At 71.3% G+C, this 16,729-nt stretch carries 12 protein-coding genes; 10 read left to right on the plus strand and 2 right to left on the minus strand.

The annotated features are described in order from the left end of the window. Positions 1-124 precede the first annotated feature (124 nt). The 6 genes from ACGFJ2_RS55885 to ACGFJ2_RS55910 all read left to right on the plus strand — a co-directional run bounded on the left by ACGFJ2_RS55885 (position 125) and on the right by ACGFJ2_RS55910 (position 8,118). The gene (locus tag ACGFJ2_RS55885; protein ID WP_357957187.1) at positions 125-1,831 is read left to right on the plus strand and encodes an IlvD/Edd family dehydratase; all 1,707 of its coding nucleotides are present in this window, start codon (positions 125-127) and stop codon (positions 1,829-1,831) included. Positions 1,832-1,901: 70 nt separating this feature from the next. Further along, positions 1,902-3,533: a glucose-6-phosphate isomerase gene (gene pgi, locus ACGFJ2_RS55890; RefSeq protein ID WP_393483054.1), complete on the plus strand. Its 1,632-nt coding sequence runs from the start codon at positions 1,902-1,904 to the stop codon at positions 3,531-3,533. 1 nt (position 3,534) lies between these two features. After that, positions 3,535-4,908, plus strand: coding sequence for a glucose-6-phosphate dehydrogenase (gene zwf / locus ACGFJ2_RS55895; protein WP_393483057.1), 1,374 nt, complete (start codon positions 3,535-3,537; stop codon positions 4,906-4,908). Positions 4,909-4,974: 66 nt separating this feature from the next. Then, on the plus strand, positions 4,975-7,074 hold the full coding sequence (locus tag ACGFJ2_RS55900; protein ID WP_393483060.1) for an alpha-galactosidase: 2,100 nt from the start codon (positions 4,975-4,977) through the stop codon (positions 7,072-7,074). A 24-nt stretch (positions 7,075-7,098) separates the two neighbouring features. Beyond that, the gene (locus tag ACGFJ2_RS55905) at positions 7,099-7,452 is read left to right on the plus strand and encodes a spore germination protein GerW family protein (RefSeq protein ID WP_357957179.1); all 354 of its coding nucleotides are present in this window, start codon (positions 7,099-7,101) and stop codon (positions 7,450-7,452) included. Positions 7,453-7,482: 30 nt separating this feature from the next. Continuing rightward, on the plus strand, positions 7,483-8,118 hold the full coding sequence (locus ACGFJ2_RS55910; RefSeq protein ID WP_393483063.1) for a LysE family translocator: 636 nt from the start codon (positions 7,483-7,485) through the stop codon (positions 8,116-8,118). 34 nt (positions 8,119-8,152) lie between these two features. On the opposite strand, the gene ACGFJ2_RS55915 is transcribed toward ACGFJ2_RS55910, so the two are convergent. Then, positions 8,153-8,875: a VIT1/CCC1 transporter family protein gene (locus ACGFJ2_RS55915; protein WP_393483066.1), complete on the minus strand. Its 723-nt coding sequence runs from the start codon at positions 8,873-8,875 to the stop codon at positions 8,153-8,155. Between the two features lie 277 nt (positions 8,876-9,152). Here ACGFJ2_RS55915 and ACGFJ2_RS55920 point away from each other — a divergent pair, with 277 nt between their 5' ends. Continuing rightward, a complete protein-coding gene (locus ACGFJ2_RS55920; RefSeq protein ID WP_393483069.1) occupies positions 9,153-9,782 on the plus strand; it encodes a Uma2 family endonuclease in 630 nt (209 codons plus the stop codon). Between the two features lie 53 nt (positions 9,783-9,835). Here ACGFJ2_RS55920 and ACGFJ2_RS55925 read toward each other — a convergent pair whose 3' ends face one another. Further along, positions 9,836-10,513 carry a hypothetical protein gene (locus ACGFJ2_RS55925; RefSeq protein ID WP_393483071.1) on the minus strand — a complete coding sequence of 226 codons (678 nt, stop codon included), beginning with the start codon at positions 10,511-10,513 and terminating at the stop codon, positions 9,836-9,838. 274 nt (positions 10,514-10,787) lie between these two features. Here ACGFJ2_RS55925 and ACGFJ2_RS55930 point away from each other — a divergent pair, with 274 nt between their 5' ends. From ACGFJ2_RS55930 to ACGFJ2_RS55940, 3 genes are all read left to right on the plus strand, one after another. Continuing rightward, positions 10,788-14,174, plus strand: coding sequence for a phosphodiester glycosidase family protein (locus tag ACGFJ2_RS55930; RefSeq protein ID WP_393483074.1), 3,387 nt, complete (start codon positions 10,788-10,790; stop codon positions 14,172-14,174). A gap of 89 nt (positions 14,175-14,263) precedes the next feature. Beyond that, the gene (locus ACGFJ2_RS55935) at positions 14,264-15,385 is read left to right on the plus strand and encodes an amidohydrolase family protein (RefSeq protein WP_357957170.1); all 1,122 of its coding nucleotides are present in this window, start codon (positions 14,264-14,266) and stop codon (positions 15,383-15,385) included. Positions 15,386-15,439: 54 nt separating this feature from the next. Continuing rightward, on the plus strand, positions 15,440-16,669 hold the full coding sequence (locus ACGFJ2_RS55940) for a M20 family metallopeptidase (protein ID WP_393483077.1): 1,230 nt from the start codon (positions 15,440-15,442) through the stop codon (positions 16,667-16,669). Positions 16,670-16,729 lie beyond the last annotated feature (60 nt).

A 16,729-nucleotide genomic window follows, 5' to 3' on the forward strand; every position in this document is an offset into this window, starting at 1 on the left:
TGTATCCACCCTGGACCGTGATCTCACGCTTAGGCGGCCAGTGAGATCACGCCCCCCGGCGGCCCGTGTCCCTGTGCGGGCCGCCGGTTTCATCCCCAAAATGGCGGGATGTCAGGATGAGGGCATGCCGCTCCGCAGCTCCCGCTGGTACTCAGGTCAAGACCGCAACTCCTACATCCATCGCGCCTGGATGCGCCGCGGCCTGCCGGAGGCCGCGTTCGACGGGGACCGGCCGCACATCGCGATCGCCAACACCGCCTCCGACCTCACCCCGTGCAACTCCCACCTCGACGAGGTGGCCGACAGCGTCAAGCAGGGCGTGTGGGCGGCCGGCGGCGTCCCGCTCAACCTGCCCGTCGTGTCCCTCGGCGAGACGAACGTCCGGCCGACCGCGATGCTCTGGCGCAACCTGGCCGCCATGGCCACCGAGGAGATGCTGCGCGCCAACCCGATCGACGGCGTGGTGCTGCTCGGCGGCTGCGACAAGACCATCCCGTCGCTGCTGATGGCCGCCGCCTCGGTGGACCTGCCCGCCCTGGTGGTGCCCGGCGGCCCGATGCTGACCGGCCACTTCCGCGGCGTCCCGCTCGGCTGCGGCACCGACGTGTGGCGGCTGAGCGAGGAGGTACGCGCGGGGACGCTCTCCCGCGAGGCGTTCCTCCGCTCCGAGTCGTCCATGATCCGCAGCCGCGGCCACTGCAACACGATGGGCACCGCCTCGACCATGGCCTGCATGGCCGAGGCCCTCGGCATGACCCTGCCCGGCACGGCGGGTACCCCCGCACCCGACAGCAGGCTGCTCGAACGCTCCCACGAGAGCGGCCGGCTCGCCGTCGAGCTGGTACGGCGCGAACTGCGGCCGAGTCGGGTGATGACCAGGGGATCGTTCCTCAACGCGATCGTGACGCTGGCCGCGATCGGCGGCTCCACCAACGCCGTCGTCCACCTGCTGGCCATCGCCGGGCGCCTCGGCGTCGAGCTGGAGCTGGACGACTTCGACCGGACCGGCAGGGGAGTGCCGCTGCTGGTCGACCTCCAGCCCGCTGGCCGGCACCTGATGGACGACCTGTTCAGGGCGGGCGGGCTGACGGCCGTACTGAAGGAGGTCGAGGACCTGCTCGACCCGGCGGCGGTCACCGTCAGCGGCCGGCCGCTCGTGGAACACCTCGCCGACGCGGAGATCTGGGACGAGAGCGTCATCCGCCGGCGCGCCGACCCGCTGCTGCCCGAGGCCGGGATCGCGGTGCTGCGCGGCAACCTCGCGCCGGACGGCGCGGTGATCAAGCCCGCCGCCGCCTCGCCCGAGCTGCTGAGCCACCGGGGCCGGGCCGTCGTGTTCGACAGCGTCGAGGACCTCAACGCCCGGCTCGACTCGCCGGACCTGGACGTCGACGAGACGTCGGTCCTGGTGCTGCGCGGCTGCGGGCCCAAGGGCTACCCCGGCATGCCCGAGCTGGGCAACCTGCCGCTGCCCGCGAAACTGCTGGCCAAGGGCGTACGCGACATGGTCCGCATCAGCGACGCCCGGATGAGCGGCACCGCGTACGGCACGGTCGTGCTGCACACCGCGCCCGAGGCGGCGGCCGGCGGCCCGCTCGCGCGGGTGCGGACCGGCGACCCCATCGTGCTGGACGTCGCGGCCAGGCGGCTCTACGTCGACATCCCCGACGCCGAGCTGGCCGCCAGGGAGCCGGTCGTCAACGGGCACGCCGCCCCGCCCCGCGGCTGGGAGCGCCTGTACGTCGACCACGTCATGCAGGCCGACAAGGGGGCGGACCTCGACTTCCTCACAGGTTCGAGCGGCGACGCCGTGGGCAGGGAATCCCACTGACCTGGAGACCCGCGCGATATCTTGCCCGGTACGGGATTAGTGTGATCGTTTGACGGCACGAGGAGGACGAGTGGGCGGCGACATCACCCAGAGCCAGGAGTGGGCGGCACTGGACAAGCACCACGGGGAGCTGGCGGGCAAGCAGCTGCGCGAGCTGTTCGCGGAGGATCCGGGCCGCGCCGAGCGGATGACGCTGACCGCCGGTGATCTTTACCTCGACTACGCCAAGCACCGCGCCACGGACGAGACGATCGACCTGCTCGTCCAGCTGGCCGAGCGGGCCGGGCTGCGCGACCGGATCGCCGCGATGTTCCGGGGCGAGCACATCAACGTCAGCGAGGACCGGGCCGTCCTGCACGTCGCGCTGCGCATGAGCCGGGAGGCCAAGCTGGAGGTCGACGGCCAGGACGTCATCGCCGACGTGCACGCCGTGCTCGACAAGATGAGCGCCTTCGCCGACCGGGTCCGCTCGCGCGAGTGGACGGGCGCCACCGGGCAGCCGATCACCACCGTGGTCAACATCGGCATCGGCGGCTCCGACCTCGGCCCGGCCATGGCGTACGAGGCGCTGCGCGACTACGCAGACGCCGGCATCGCGGCCAGGTTCGTCTCCAACATCGACCCGGCCGACATCACCGGCAACCTGGCCGGTCTGGACCCGGCGAGCACGCTGGTCGTGGTCAGCTCCAAGACGTTCACCACGATGGAGACGCTGACCAACGCCAAGGTGGCCCGCCAATGGCTGGTTGACGCGCTCGGTGAGGACGCCGTGTCGCGGCACTTCGTGGCCGTCTCGACCAACGCCGAGAAGGTCGCCGCGTTCGGCATCGACACCGCGAACATGTTCGGCTTCTGGGACTGGGTCGGCGGCCGCTACTCCTATGACGGCGCCATCGGCCTGTCCCTGATGATCGCGATCGGGCCCGAGCGGTTCCGCGAGATGCTGGCCGGGTTCCGCGCCATGGACCAGCACTTCCGCACCGCGCCGTTCAAGGCCAACATGCCGGTGCTGCTCGGCCTGCTCGGCATCTGGTACAACGACTTCTTCGGCGCGCAGACCCGGGCCGTGCTGCCCTACAGCCAGCGGCTGCACCGCTTCCCCGCCTACCTGCAGCAGCTCACCATGGAGTCCAACGGCAAGTCCGTACGCGCCGACGGCACGCCCGTCACGACCGACACGGGCGAGATCTTCTGGGGCGAGCCGGGCACCAACGGCCAGCACGCCTTCTACCAGCTGCTGCACCAGGGCACCCGGCTGGTGCCCGCCGACTTCATCGGGTTCGCCGAGCCGTTCGAGGACCGCGAGGGCATGCACGACCTGCTCAACGCGAACCTGTTCGCGCAGACGTCCGCGCTGGCGTTCGGCAAGACGGCCGAGGAGATCGCCGGCGAGGGCACGCCGCCCGAGATCGTGCCGCACAAGGTGATGCCCGGCAACCGGCCCACCTCCACGATCCTGGCCACCAAGCTCACCCCGTCCACGCTCGGCCAGCTCGTGGCCCTGTACGAGCACGCGACGTTCGTCGAGGGCACCATCTGGGGCATCGACTCCTTCGACCAGTGGGGCGTCGAGCTGGGCAAGAAGATGGCGCTCGACCTGGCGCCCGCGCTCACCTCGGAGGAGCCACCGACAGACTTCCCGGACGCCTCCACCGAAGGGCTCGTCCGGCGCTACCGCGAGCTGCGCGGAAGGCGGGTCTGAGGTGGGGGCGACCAAGGCCGCGGGCGCGCTCGTCCTGTTCGGCATCACCGGCGACCTCGCGCGCAAGATGGTCCTGCCCGCCCTCTACCAGCTCACCGCCAAGGGCGAGCTCGATCTGCCGATCATCGGCGTGGCCAAGACCGACCTGGACCTCGACGGGCTGCGTGAGCACGCCCGCGCGGCCTGCGGCGGCGTGCGCGACGCGGCGTTCGAGAAGCTGGCGGGCAACCTGCGGCTGGTGGCGGGCGACTACCGCGACTCCGGCACCTACACCCGGCTCCGCGAGGAGCTGGAGGGCAAGGGTTTCCTGGTCCACTACCTGGCCGTGCCGCCCGCGCTGTTCTCGGTCGTGGCCGAGGGGCTGGCCGCGGAGGGCCTCAACAGGGACGCCAGGCTCGTCGTGGAGAAGCCGTTCGGCAGCGACCTGGACTCGGCCCGGGGGCTCAACGCCGAGCTGCTGAAGTACTTCGACGAGGATCACCTGCGCCGGGTCGACCACTTCCTGGGCAAGGAGCCGGTCGAGGACCTCATGGTGTTCCGGTTCGCCAACATGCTGGTCGAGCCCCTCTGGAACCGCAACTACGTCCGCAGCGTGCAGATCACCATGGCCGAGGACTTCGACGTGGCCGACCGGGGCGCCTTCTACGACGCCAACGGCGCTATCCGCGACGTCGTCCAGAACCACCTGCTGCAACTCCTCGCCATCTTGGCCATGGACCCGCCGCCGTCCAAGGACGCCCGCGCCCAGCTGGACGAGAAGTGGCGGGTGCTGCGCGCCGTCGAGGCCATCAAGCCCGTCGACGTGGTCTGCGGCCAGTACGAGGGCTACCTCGACACCGAAGGCGTCAAGAAGGGTTCGACCACCGAGACGTTCGTCGCGCTGCGCGCCTACATCGAGAACTGGCGATGGGCCGGGGTGCCGTTCTGCATCCGCGCCGGCAAGGCGCTGCCGATGACCGACCTGGAGATCGTCGCGGAGCTGCGCAAGCCGCCGATCTCGCTGTTCCCGCACGACCCGCACCTGAATCCCAACCTGATCAGGTTCCGGCTGCAGCCCGACGCCGGGGTGACCTTCGACGTGCTGGCCAAGGAGCCCGGTAAGCAGCGCACCCGGCAGGTGCCGGTGAGCGTCGACTTCACCAAGGTGCTCGGGCCGATGGAGGCCGCCTACGAACGGATCCTGGCCGACGCGGTAAGCGGCGATCCGCTGCGGTTCGCCAGGTTCGACCTGGTGGACGAGTCGTGGCGGATCGTCCAGCCGATCCTCGACCTTCCGGACCCGCCGCTGCCGTACGCGAAGGGCACCTGGGGGCCCAAGGCGGCCGAGAAGATCGCGCCCGGCGGGTGGCACGAGATCTCGACCACCTTCGACTGATCCCGCGCGGGCGGGCAGCGATGAGTGGCATTGACGGCGGGGCCGATAGGTCCGACGATCGCAGGCATGCCCCTCATCCCTGTTCCCGCCCACGCGCACACATGGGCTGCACTCACCCGCGATACCTCCTATGTCTTCGGGTTCGAGGAAGCCGACGGCGATACTCGGGTCGTGCAGTGGTACTGGGGGCCCCGGTTACCCGCCGGGGCCCTCGGCCAGGTCGCCGAGCACGCCCCCGGCTGGATCGTCACCGGCTTCCTCGACCCCGACGACGCGACGGAAATGCTGCCCGTCGACGGCGGCCGCCGCTGGGGCGTGCCCTCGCTCCAGGCCGTCTACGAGGGCGGGGTCCGCTCCGTCGAGCTCGGCTTCGAGGACGCCGTCCTCGGTGAGAACGAGGTGGAGGTGGTCCTGCGCGACCACGCCTACGGCCTCCGGGTGGGCCTGCACGTACGGGTCTTCGACGACTGCGACGTCATCGAGCGCTGGGTGAACGTCACCAACGAGTCGGCCGCGCCCCTGCGGCTGCGGCGGCTCGACTCGGGCAGCTGGGTGATCCCCGAACAGGCGGGCTTCCGCTACACCAGCGCCGCCGGGGGCTGGGGCCGCGAGACTCAGCTCCAGAGCGGCGAACTGCCGGCGGGGGAGACCACATTCGGCAGCAGGACCGGCACCACCTCGCACAAGGCCAACCCGTGGATCATGCTCGGCGACGCCACCGAGGACACCGGCGACCTCTGGACAGTCGCGCTCGCCTGGAGCGGCTCCTGGCGGCTCACCACGCAGCGCCGCCCCGAGGGCGACGTCGCGGTCAGCGCCGGATTCGGCCACGAGGGCCTGACCTGGCCCCTCGGTTCCGGCCAGTCGCTGCGCACCCCCTCCGCGCTCGGCCTGCACACCGCCGGCGGCTACGGCGCGGCCAGCCGGGCCTGGCACGACTACGCCCGCAAGCACGTCCTGCCCAGACCCGAAGAGGAACGGCCCGTCCTGTACAACTCGTGGGAGGCCACCGGGTTCGACGTCACCGAGGCCGGCCAGCTGGACCTGGCCCGCCGGGCGGCCGACCTCGGCGTGGAGCTGTTCGTGGTGGACGACGGCTGGTTCGGCGCCCGCACCGACGACACGCGCGGGCTCGGCGACTGGTGGCCCAACCCCGAGCGCTTTCCGGACGGCCTGCGGTCGCTCTTCCAGGGTGTACGCGACCTCGGCCTGCTCGCCGGGCTCTGGGTCGAGCCCGAGATGGTCAACCCCGACAGCGACCTGTACCGGAAGAACCCCGACTGGGTGCTGCACTACCCGGAACGCCGCCGCGACACCATGCGCAACCAGCTCGTGCTCAACTACGCCCGCGACGACGTGCGCGAGTGGGCGCTCGGCTGGCTCGACCAGCTCGTCCGCGAGTACGGCCTGGCCTACCTCAAATGGGACATGAACCGCAGCTTCAGCCAGGCAGGCTGGGCCGATGGCGGCGACCTGCTCTGGATCGAGCACACCAGGGGCGTCTACACGATCATGGACGAGCTGCGCGGGCGCCATCCGGGGCTCCGCATCGAGTCGTGCTCGGGCGGTGGCGGCCGGGCCGACTTCGGCATGCTCCGCCGTACGGACCAGGTGTGGACCTCCGACAACACCGACGCCCGCGACCGGCAGGTGATCCAGCGGGGCTTCTCCTACCTCTATCCCGCCGGCGCCATGTCGTGCTGGGTGACCGACAGCCCCAACCCGATCACCCACCGGGAGGTGCCGCTGCGCTACCGCTTCCACGTGGCCATGGCGGGCACGCTCGGCATCGGCGGCGACCTCACCCGGTGGAGCGCCGCGGAGCTCGAGGAGGCCAGGCAGCTCATCGCCGACTACAAGGCCGTCCGCCCGGTGATCCAGCACGGCGCGCTGCACCGGCTGGCCGGCCGGCCCGGTGAGAGCGCCTCCGCCGTCCAGTACACGCTCGGCGACCAGGTGGTCGTGCTCGCCTACAACCCCTTCGCGCTGGACAAGCAGCCGCCCCGGCGGCTCCGCCTGGCCGGGCTCGACCCGTCGGCCGTCTACGAGGGGCCCGGCGGCTCCTGGTACGGGGCCACGCTGATGCACCACGGCCTCACCCTGCCCACCTGGTTCCACTCCGGCGCCGACTACCGCAGCGAGATGGTGGTGTTGCGCCGGGTCTAGGGCCAGCATGTGGGGATGGACATCATGGAATTAGTCGAACGCGCGAAGGACTCCGCCACCGTCAAGCGGGTCTTCGGCGACCCGATCCAGCAGGACGGCGTCACGGTCATCCCCGTCGCCCGGGTCGTCCAGGGCGGCGGCGGGGGCATGGGCAGGCAGGAAGCCTCCGTGGATCCGGACGCCGCGCCCGGCGGCGAAGGCAGCGGCGGCGGATTCGGTCTCAGCGCCACTCCCGCCGGGGTGTTCGTGGTGAAGGACGGCGACGTCCGCTGGCAGCCGGCGGTCGACGTCAACCGCATCGTCATCGGCGGCCAGATCGTGGCCATCGTGCTGCTGCTGACCATCCGATCGATCCTCAAGAAAAGCCGCAAGCGCTGATTTTTGCCTGTTTTTAGTAGCGTTAGCGTCATGAGCTCTGTGACGCAAGTGCTGGCTTTCGGCGGTGTGGTGATGCTCGGGGCCATGTCCCCAGGGCCCGATTTCGCCGTCGTGGTACGGCGCTCGGCGATCTCCGGTCGCCTGTACGGCATGGCGGCGGCGCTGGGCATCTCGATCGGCGTGTTCGCCTGGGTGGTGGCCGCGGCGACGGGCGTCGCCGCGCTGCTGGCGGCCTCGGCGATGGCGTTCACCGTGGTCAAGGTCGTCGGGGCCACCTACCTGCTGTTCCTGGGCGTCAAGGCGTGGCGCGCCGCCCTGCGCAAGGGCGGCGCGCTGGAACTGGAGGCGCCGGACCCGGGGAAGCGGAGCGCGTGGGCGGCCTTCGTCGAGGGACTGCTGACGAACGCGCTCAACCCCAAGGCGGCGCTGTTCTTCGTGGCGCTCGTGCCGCAGTTCGTCAGCGAGGGCGCGTCCCTGGGAGACACGCTCACGCTGTCGGTCATCGCGCTGGCGGGGACCGTGCTGTGGTTCCTCCTGGTGGCCACCATCGTGGGGGCGCTGCGCAAGGTCTTCGCCAGGCCGGCGGTACGGAAGACGGTCGACGGGCTGACGGGCGCGGCCCTCATCGCCCTCGGCGTCAACCTGGCCGCCGCCAGCCGCCCATAGCTCTTTGGGACGGCTGGTCTATGGGGCGGCCGTTCTATGAGACGGTGACGCCCAGCAGGTGGCCCAGGCCGAATGTCACGGCGGCGGCCCCGGCGCCCAGCGCGAGCTGGCGCAGGCCGCCCAGCCACCACGGGCGGGCCGTCATCCGCGCCACCGCCGCACCGAACACGAACAGCGCCACCAGGCTCAGCACCAGCGCCACCGCCAGCCCCGACGCCCCGAACAGGAACGGCGCCAGCGGCACCACCGCCCCGGCCGCGAACGCGCAGAACGACGACCCGGCCGCGACGTACGGCGAGGGCAGATCGTCGGGATCGACGCCCAGCTCCTCCCGCACATGCACCCGCAACGCCTGCTCGGGATCCGCCGACAGCCCGGCCGCGACCCGCGCCGCCAGGTCGGCGTCCAGGCCACGCGCACGGTAGATCGCGGTCAGCTCGGCCAGTTCCCCTTCGGGGTCGCGGGCCAGCTCCCGGCGCTCCACGGCGATCTCGGCCCGCATCAGCTCCGTCTGCGACTTCACGGACGTGTACTCGCCCGCCGCCATCGAGCACGCGCCCGCGATCAACCCCGCGCACCCGGCGAGCACCGCCCCACGCCCCGCACCCGCTGCCCCGACGACTCCGGCGATCAATGCGAAATTGGACACCAGCCCATCCATCGCCCCGAACACCGCCGGCCGCAGCCAGCCACCGGTCACGTCGCGATGGCTGTGGTGCCTCTCGGGAGAGTACGGCCGGTCGAGCTCGATGGTCATGAACATCCTCCGCTTCAATAACGCCTTAGTACGAAATTTAGGCAGATGTCACGGTGATCCGCAACGAAGGGGAGGCTTCCCTGACCTGCGACGGAGCGGCAGGCTACGAACGTGTGTGCGGGTCTCAGCAGGGAAGTGGCGGTGAATCTCTCGAACGCCTGTTGCGGAAAGCCAGGGGAAGGTAATGTCATTCCGTCACTCGGTGTGATCGTACGACTGCGTATGGCTGAGGTCGGGTTGGCGTGCGAGACTCGGTCCTATGGAAGGCGGCGATGACATGAGCGCTCTGCCCGACGAAGGCTGGCTGGCCGCGCATCGCCCGCCCAGGCGTACGAGACTCTTCCCGCTGGCCCATGCCGCCGGTTACACCGTCGATGACTGGCTCAAGCTGCCCGATTCCGGGGAGCGCATCGAGTTGATCGACGGGAGCTTCGTCGTGAGCCCTGCGGCCATGGGCCTGCACGCATTGTGCGCGGGTGGTCTGCGGACCGTCCTGGCGTCAGCGGCGAAGGCGGCCGGAGCCGATCTCGTGGTCGTCGAGGCGGTCAACGTGGCCGTCGGCGAAGACGGGCTGATTCCCGACATCGTGGTGCTGCCTCGAGACCTGGTCATGTCCCGCATGGTGATCTTTCCCGCCTCGGAGGTCGCCGCGGTGGCCGAGATCGTGAGTCCCGGACCGGGCAATCGCCGGCGCGACTACGAGATCAAGCCGCTCAAGTATGCTGAGGCGGGCATACCGGTCTTCCTGCGGGTCGAGCTCGAAGGTCCGGGCGGCCCGTGGGTCGAGGTGCTGGAGTTGGGAGCGGGCGGCTATGGGGTGACGGCTCGGGCTGGGGCGGGGGAGAAGGTGACGATCTCTGATCCGTTCGCCGTGTCCTTCGACCCGGCGCACCTACTCGACGCCTGATCCGATCCGCTGGGGAAGCGTGGCGCATCCCCAGGGGTCGGGTCGGACAGAGGTCAGATGCGGGCAGGGGTGGCGTGCTCCGGGGCGGTCTGGGTGTCGGTGCCGCGGATCAGGGCCTGGCAGTCGGCGATGGCGCCCGTCAGCAGGTCGCGCAGCAGGGTGTCCGGGTCCGGGATGCAGGCCTGGACGATGCCCACCACCGAGAGCTGCACCGCGTTCGGCGCCGCGTACCGGCGGAAGCCCTTCTCCGTGATCCGGGCCGCGCGGCTGAAGCGCCTGGCCTGCTCCGCCGCGTGCGGGACCAGCGCCATCGCGCGCTGGCTTTCCTCGCTCAGCGGGACCGTGCTGAACCGGCCCGAGGCCGGCTGGCCGGACGGGACGCCGTCGAGCCTGGCCAGCATCTCCTCGGCCGCCAGCACCGACACCGCGAGTGCCAGTTGACGCTCGGCCGCCGAGACCGGGAGTGCGGTCGTCGCGCACCGCAGCGCGATCCGGGCGTCCACCCGGAGGTCGTCGGCGTTCAGGTCGATGATCGAGGGAACGAGGCCCACGAGGCGGGCCCGGTTCGCGTCGCTGGTGTTGTCGTTGACCAACCGGGCGAGCGCGGCCAGCAGCGGGTGCGTGCAGGCCGGGTGGTCGCTCCACCGCTCTCCGGCTAGGTAGGACGCCAGCTCCATGAAGCAGGCGCCGCGCTTCGGGTTGCGATGCCTGCCGCGTGACAGAACCGGCATGTGATCAAGCTGATTGTCCACGGGGTGCTCCACTGCTCCACGGGATGCTGCTCTACGGGATCGCCGTCTTTCCAGTCTGCGCTGATAACAGCAACAACGCCAGTGATGGGGGATTTTGCCTCCCCTGCAGCCTGCCCGGTGGGCGCGCACGCACACCTGGGGTAAGAGGGATGCCACCTTTGTGGATCAGTTCGGTCGCCGGAAGCCGCTGAAATTATTCTTTAGTTCATCGTCAAGTCTTGAAAGTTATAACCGCGAACGATTGAGTTCGGTCGTGCAGACCCTCCGCTACGCGGCCGTCGCGGCCGCGCTCGTCTTAGGGATCGCCGCCCCCGCGCAGGCCGATCCCCAACCCCCCGCCGAAGACGCGCTGAAGGCGTCGTCCTATCCGCCGCCCTCCACGCTGCTGACCCAGGCCGTCACCGGCAAGCAGCTGGAGACGGCCAAGAAGACCCGGCCGGTGGCCCCCGGCATCTCGCTGACCTCGTTCGACCGCTACGACGAGCTCGGCTGGCTGCGGGCCGACGCCGTCACCGCCGACCTGGGCGCCGCGAAGGCCGACTACGTCTACTCCGGCGAGGTGTCCAAGACCGAGCCGCTGTCCGGGCCCGCCAAGCGCGCCCACGCCGTCGCGGCCGTCAACGGCGACTTCTTCGACATCAACAGCTCGGGCGCCGCCCTGGGCATCGGCGTCCAGAACGGCTCGCTCATCCAGTCGCCCGCCTCCGGCCACGACAAGGCCGTCGCGATCACCGGCGACGGCATCGGGCGGGTGCTGAGGATGTACTTCGAGGGCACCGCCACCCCCGCGGGCGGCGCGCCGATCACCCTGACCCAGTTCAACCAGATCGTCCAGGCGGGCGGGGTCGGCCTGTTCACGCCGCTGTGGGGCTCCTACAATCGGGCCCGCGCCGTCGAGGGCGCCACCGCCGTGACCGAGGTCGAGCTGGTCGACGGCGTGGTCTCGGCGGTACGCCAGGCGCCGGGCACCGGCCCGATCCCGGCGGGCACCACGATCCTGCTCGGCCGTGACGCCGCGGCCGCCACGCTGGCCGGGCTCAAGCAAGGCGACAAGATCGACGTGAAGTACCAGCCGAAGTCGTCGGACGGCGACGCCGTCAAGGCGGCGGTCGGCGGCAACTACGTCCTGGTCAAGGACGGCGCCGTGCAGAGCTCCACCGACCCGGCCGCGCACCCGCGCACCGCGGTCGGCTTCTCGGCCGACGGCAGGAAGATGTACCTGCTGACCGTCGACGGCCGCCAGGCCGACAGCCGTGGCGTCACGCTCAACGAGCTGGCCGCGATGATGGTCGAGCTCGGCGCCGCCAACGCGCTCAACCTCGACGGCGGCGGCTCCTCCACGATGCTCGCCCGCGAGCCGGGCTCCGCCGACGTCCAGGTCGAGAACAGCCCGTCCGACGGCGGCGAGCGCCATGTGCCGAACGGCCTGGCCCTGTTCGCCCCCGAGGGCAGCGGCAAACTCAAGGGCTTCTGGCTGGAGACGGCCGGCGACCCCGCCAAGGCGCCCGGTGCTTCTCCTGTCGCCGGTGGCCGCCCCGACCGGGTCTTCCCCGGTCTCACGCGGCGGCTGACCGCCGCCGGATACGACGAGACGTACGGCCCGGCGGCCGGCACCCCGTCCTGGCGCGCCGAGCCGATGGTGCACGGCGTCATCCGTGACGGCAAGTTCCACGCCCTGGTCCCCGGCCAGACGACGGTCACCGCCTCCCGTGGCGCCGCCAAGGGCACGCTGCAGCTGACCGTGCTCCAGCCGCTCCAGCGGCTCGGCGCCACCGTGGACCGGGTCGGCCTGGCCGGCGCGGACGCCACGGCCACCTTCGGCGTCGTCGGCTACGACCACAACGGCAACACCGCGCCCATCGAACCGGCCGACCTCACGCTCGACTACGACCACGACGCCTTCGAGGTGACGCCCGCCGACCAGGGCTACTTCACCGTCAAGTCCAAGAAGGCGACCACGTCCGGCCTGATCACCGCCAAGGTGGGCAAGATCAGCACCGCCGTGCCCGTCACCGTGGGCTTCGAGGACAAGCCGGTCGCCGACTTCGAGAACGCGGCCCAGTGGAGCTTCGCCGCCGCCCGGGCCACCGGCTCGCTGTCGGCCGCGCCCGGCCAGAGCGGGGGCGGCCTCAAGCTGTCGTACGACTTCACCCAGTCCACCGCGACCCGCGCCGCCTACGCCAGCCCGCCGCAGCAGATCGAGGTGGCGGGGCAGCCGCAGGCGTTCGGCCTGTGGATCAACTCCACCGGCAAAGGCGAGTGGCCCAGCCTGGAGTTCTACGACGGCCAGGGGCAGTCGCAGATCCTGCGCGGCCCGTACATGACCTGGACCGGCTGGAAGTACGTCGAGTTCGCCGTGCCGCCCGGCGTCACCTACCCGCTCAAGCTGCGGCGCTTCTACGTGGCCGAGACCAAGACCGACGCGAAGTACACCAACGACATCCTCATCGACGGACTGGTGGCCAAGGTGCCGCCGTCGGTGACGGCGCCGCCCGCCCAGAAGGTCGCCGACCCGGTCGTCAAGCCCGAGGTGGCCAAGATGCCGTGGCGGTTCGCCGTCATGTCGGACGCCCAGTTCGTGGCCCGCGACCCGGACAGCGACATCGTCAAGAACGCTCGCCGTACGCTCCAGGAGATCAAGGCCGCCAAGCCCGACTTCCTGCTGATCAACGGTGACCTGGTGGACGAGGCGTCGCCCGAGGACTTCGCGCTGGCCAAGAAGATCCTCGACGAGGAGCTCGGCGGGACGCTGCCGTACCACTACATCCCGGGCAACCACGAGGTGATGGGCGGCAAGATCGACAACTTCAAGGCCGTCTTCGGCGACACGTACCAGACCTTCGACCACAAGGGCACGCGGTTCGTCACGCTGGACACCTCGCGGCTGAACCTGCGGGGCGGCGGCTTCGACCAGGTCGCCCTGCTCCGGGCCCAGCTCGACGCGGCGGCTCGGGACTCGTCCGTCGGCTCGGTGGCGGTGCTGTTCCACGTGCCGCCGCGCGACCCCACGCCCGGCAAGGGCAGTCAGCTCGGCGACCGCAAGGAGGCCGCGCTGGTCGAGGGCTGGCTGGCGGACTTCCAGCGGACCACCGGCAAGGGCGCCGCCTACATCGGGGCCCACGTCGGCACGTTCAACGCCTCGCACGTCGACGCGGTGCCGTACTTCATCAACGGCAACTCCGGCAAGAACCCGGCCACCGCGGCCGACGACGGCGGCTTCACCGGCTGGTCGCTGTGGGGCGTGGACCCGGTCACCGCGCAGGAGGCGGAGCACGTCAAGCGCAACTGGTTCGCCGACGCGCCCAGCTGGCTCGGCGCCCAGGTACGGCCGCACGTGGACGACCTCGCCCTCGCGGCCCCCGCGACCGTGCAGGTCGGCAAGACCGCGGCCGTGTCGGCGACGGTCAAGCAGGGCACTCGGGTGGTGCCCGCCGCCTACCCGGTGTCCGTGGCGTGGTCGGGCTCGCCGAACCTGCACATCGGGTCGCGGCAGAGCGCCAGGCCCTGGGACGTCGCCGTGCTCGACCCCGCGACGGGGACGCTCACGGCGCTGCGTAAGGGCCAGGTGACCGTCGCGCTGACGGTCAGCGGCGTCACCCGCCAGGCGACGATCGCGCTGACGGCCAACGCGGCCGCCTGACAAAAGCGGCCGCCTGACGTAACAGGCGCCTGACACACGGCGGTGGGGGTCACCACACCCGGCCCCCACCGCCGGACACAATGGACGTCATGACGGACCTCGTCGAGACCATCGAACGGCTCGAGCTGGTCGACCACCATGTCCACGGAGCCACCGCGCACGACCTGACGCGTACCGCGTTCGAGGAGCTGATCACCGAGTCGGACCGGCCGGTGCCGCACTGGATGACCCAGTTCGACTCCCAGGTCGGCCACGCGATCCTGCGCCATTGCGCGCCCGTGCTCGGCCTCGACCCGCACCCCACGCCCGAGGAATACCTGGCCAGGAGGGCCAGGCTGGGCGCGGCCGAGGTCAACGGGCGGCTGCTGGCGGCCTCCGGCGTGGGGCACTTCCTCGTCGAGACCGGCTACCGGGGCGAGGAGATCCTCAGCCCGGCGGGCATGGCCGAGGTCAGCGGCCGGCCCGCCGACGAGATCGTCCGCCTGGAGTCGGTGGCCGAGCAGGTCGCCGAGGGTGACGCGGCCGGGTTCGCCGACCGGTTCGGCGAGGCGCTCCACGAGCGCACCCGTACGGCCCGCGGCCTGAAGACCATCGCCGCCTACCGCCACGGCCTCGACTTCGACCCCGCCCGGCCCGGCCCGGCCGAGGTCGCCGAGGCGGCGGGCCGGTGGCAGGAGGAGGGCGGGCGACTCCGTGACCCGGTGCTGCTGCGCCACGTCATCTGGGCCGGTATCGAGCGCGGGCTGCCCCTGCAGTTCCACACCGGGTTCGGCGATCCCGACCTCGACCTGCGCCGATCCGACCCGCTGCTGCTGCGCGGGCTGATCGAGCTGGCCGAGCCGACGGGGGTGCCGCTGCTGTTGCTGCACTGCTACCCGTACCAGCGTCACGCCGGGTTCCTCGCCCACGCCTATCCGAACGTCTACTTCGACGTAGGCCTGGGCGTCACCTACACGGGGGCGCGCGGCGCCGAGGTGGTCGCGGAGAGCCTGGAGCTGGCGCCGTTCGCCAAGATCCTCTTCTCGTCGGACGCCTGGGGGCCCGCTGAGCTGCACCATCTCGGGGCCGAGCTGTGGCGACGGGCGATGGCGCGGGTGCTCGGCGGCCTCGTGGCCGACGGCGAGTGGTCGGCCGCCCAGGCGGTGCGCGTGGCGGCCATGGTGGGGGCCGAGAACGCCCGCCGCGTGTACGACCTGGGCCCGGACGGGTGAGGACGGCGGCGAAATGGGCACCGGGGAAACAGGTGTGACGAAAGGAGTATCTGGGTGAGCCCGGGGGAACTGCTGCGCGAGGCGCTACTTGACGAACTGCCCGCCGCCGTGAAGCTCAGGCGGGAGCTGCACGCGCAGCCGTGCGTGTCCGGGGAGGAGGGGCCGACACTCAAACGCGTGCTCGACGCGCTGCCGGGCGGCCTCGTGGAGTACGTGGCGGGCACCGGCGCCGTGATCAGGATCGGCTCTCCCGGCCCCGCGGTCGGCGTGCGCGGCGAGCTCGACGCACTGCCCATCGCCGAGCGCACTCGCGTCCCGTGGGCCGCCACCAACGGCGCTATGCACGCCTGCGGTCATGACGTGCACCTGGCCGCCGTCGTCGCCCTGGCCCGCGCGGTGGCGAAGGTCCGCGCCGTCGTGGACGCCGGGGTGGAGGAGGCAGGGGATCCGGGATCGACGGGACTGTCCGCCTGGAGCTGGGACGAGATCGCGCCGCTGGTCGTGGTGCTGCAGCCGCGCGAGGAGACCTACCCCTCCGGCGCCTTCGACGTGGTCGAGTCCGGCGTGCTCGACCGGCACCAGGTACGCGCCATGATCGGCGCGCACGTCCAGCCCGTACTCACCGCCGGCGTGGTCTCCTGCACGCCGGGGGCGGTCAACGCCTCGGCCGACGAGTTCGAGCTGACCGTCAGGGGCGCCGAGGGTCACGCCGCCTACCCCCACCTGGCCCGCGACCCCGTCGTGGCCATGTCCCAGATCATCGTGGCCGCCCAGCAGATGGTCAGCCGCGCCGCCGACCCCATGGTGCCCACCGTGGTCACGTTCGGCATGGTCAACGCGGGCACCGCGCCGAACGCCATCCCCGGCGAGGCCGTGGCCAGGGGGACGCTGCGGACCATGTCCGAGTCGTGGCGCCGCGGCCTGCACGACCGGTTCACCCAGCTGGTCGAGGACGTGGCCAGGGCGCACGGCTGCCACGGCGAGGTGCGGGTCCTGCCGGGGGAGCCGGTGCTGGCCAACGACCCGGCGCTGGCCGTACAGACCGGGGAACTGCTGCGGCACCAGGGATGGACGGTCACCGAGGAGCTGCGCTCGTGCGGCGCGGACGACTTCGCGGCCTACGCGTCGGTGATGCCGTCGCTGATGATGTTCGTCGGCGTCGACACGGCCGCCGGACTGCACAGCCCGGACTTCCTGCCGGGAGACGACGGGGTGGCGGCCACGGCGGAGGCGCTGCTGGCCGGATATCTCACGGCGGGGGGCCGTCCGGCCCGCGCGAGATGACGCCGCTGTCCGACCGCACCGGGACGGACAAGACGCCGGCCGGTTGCACCAGGACGGACA

The sequence above is a fragment of the Nonomuraea sp. NPDC049028 genome (assembly GCF_043197735.1).
Classification (GTDB): Bacteria; Actinomycetota; Actinomycetes; order Streptosporangiales; family Streptosporangiaceae; genus Nonomuraea.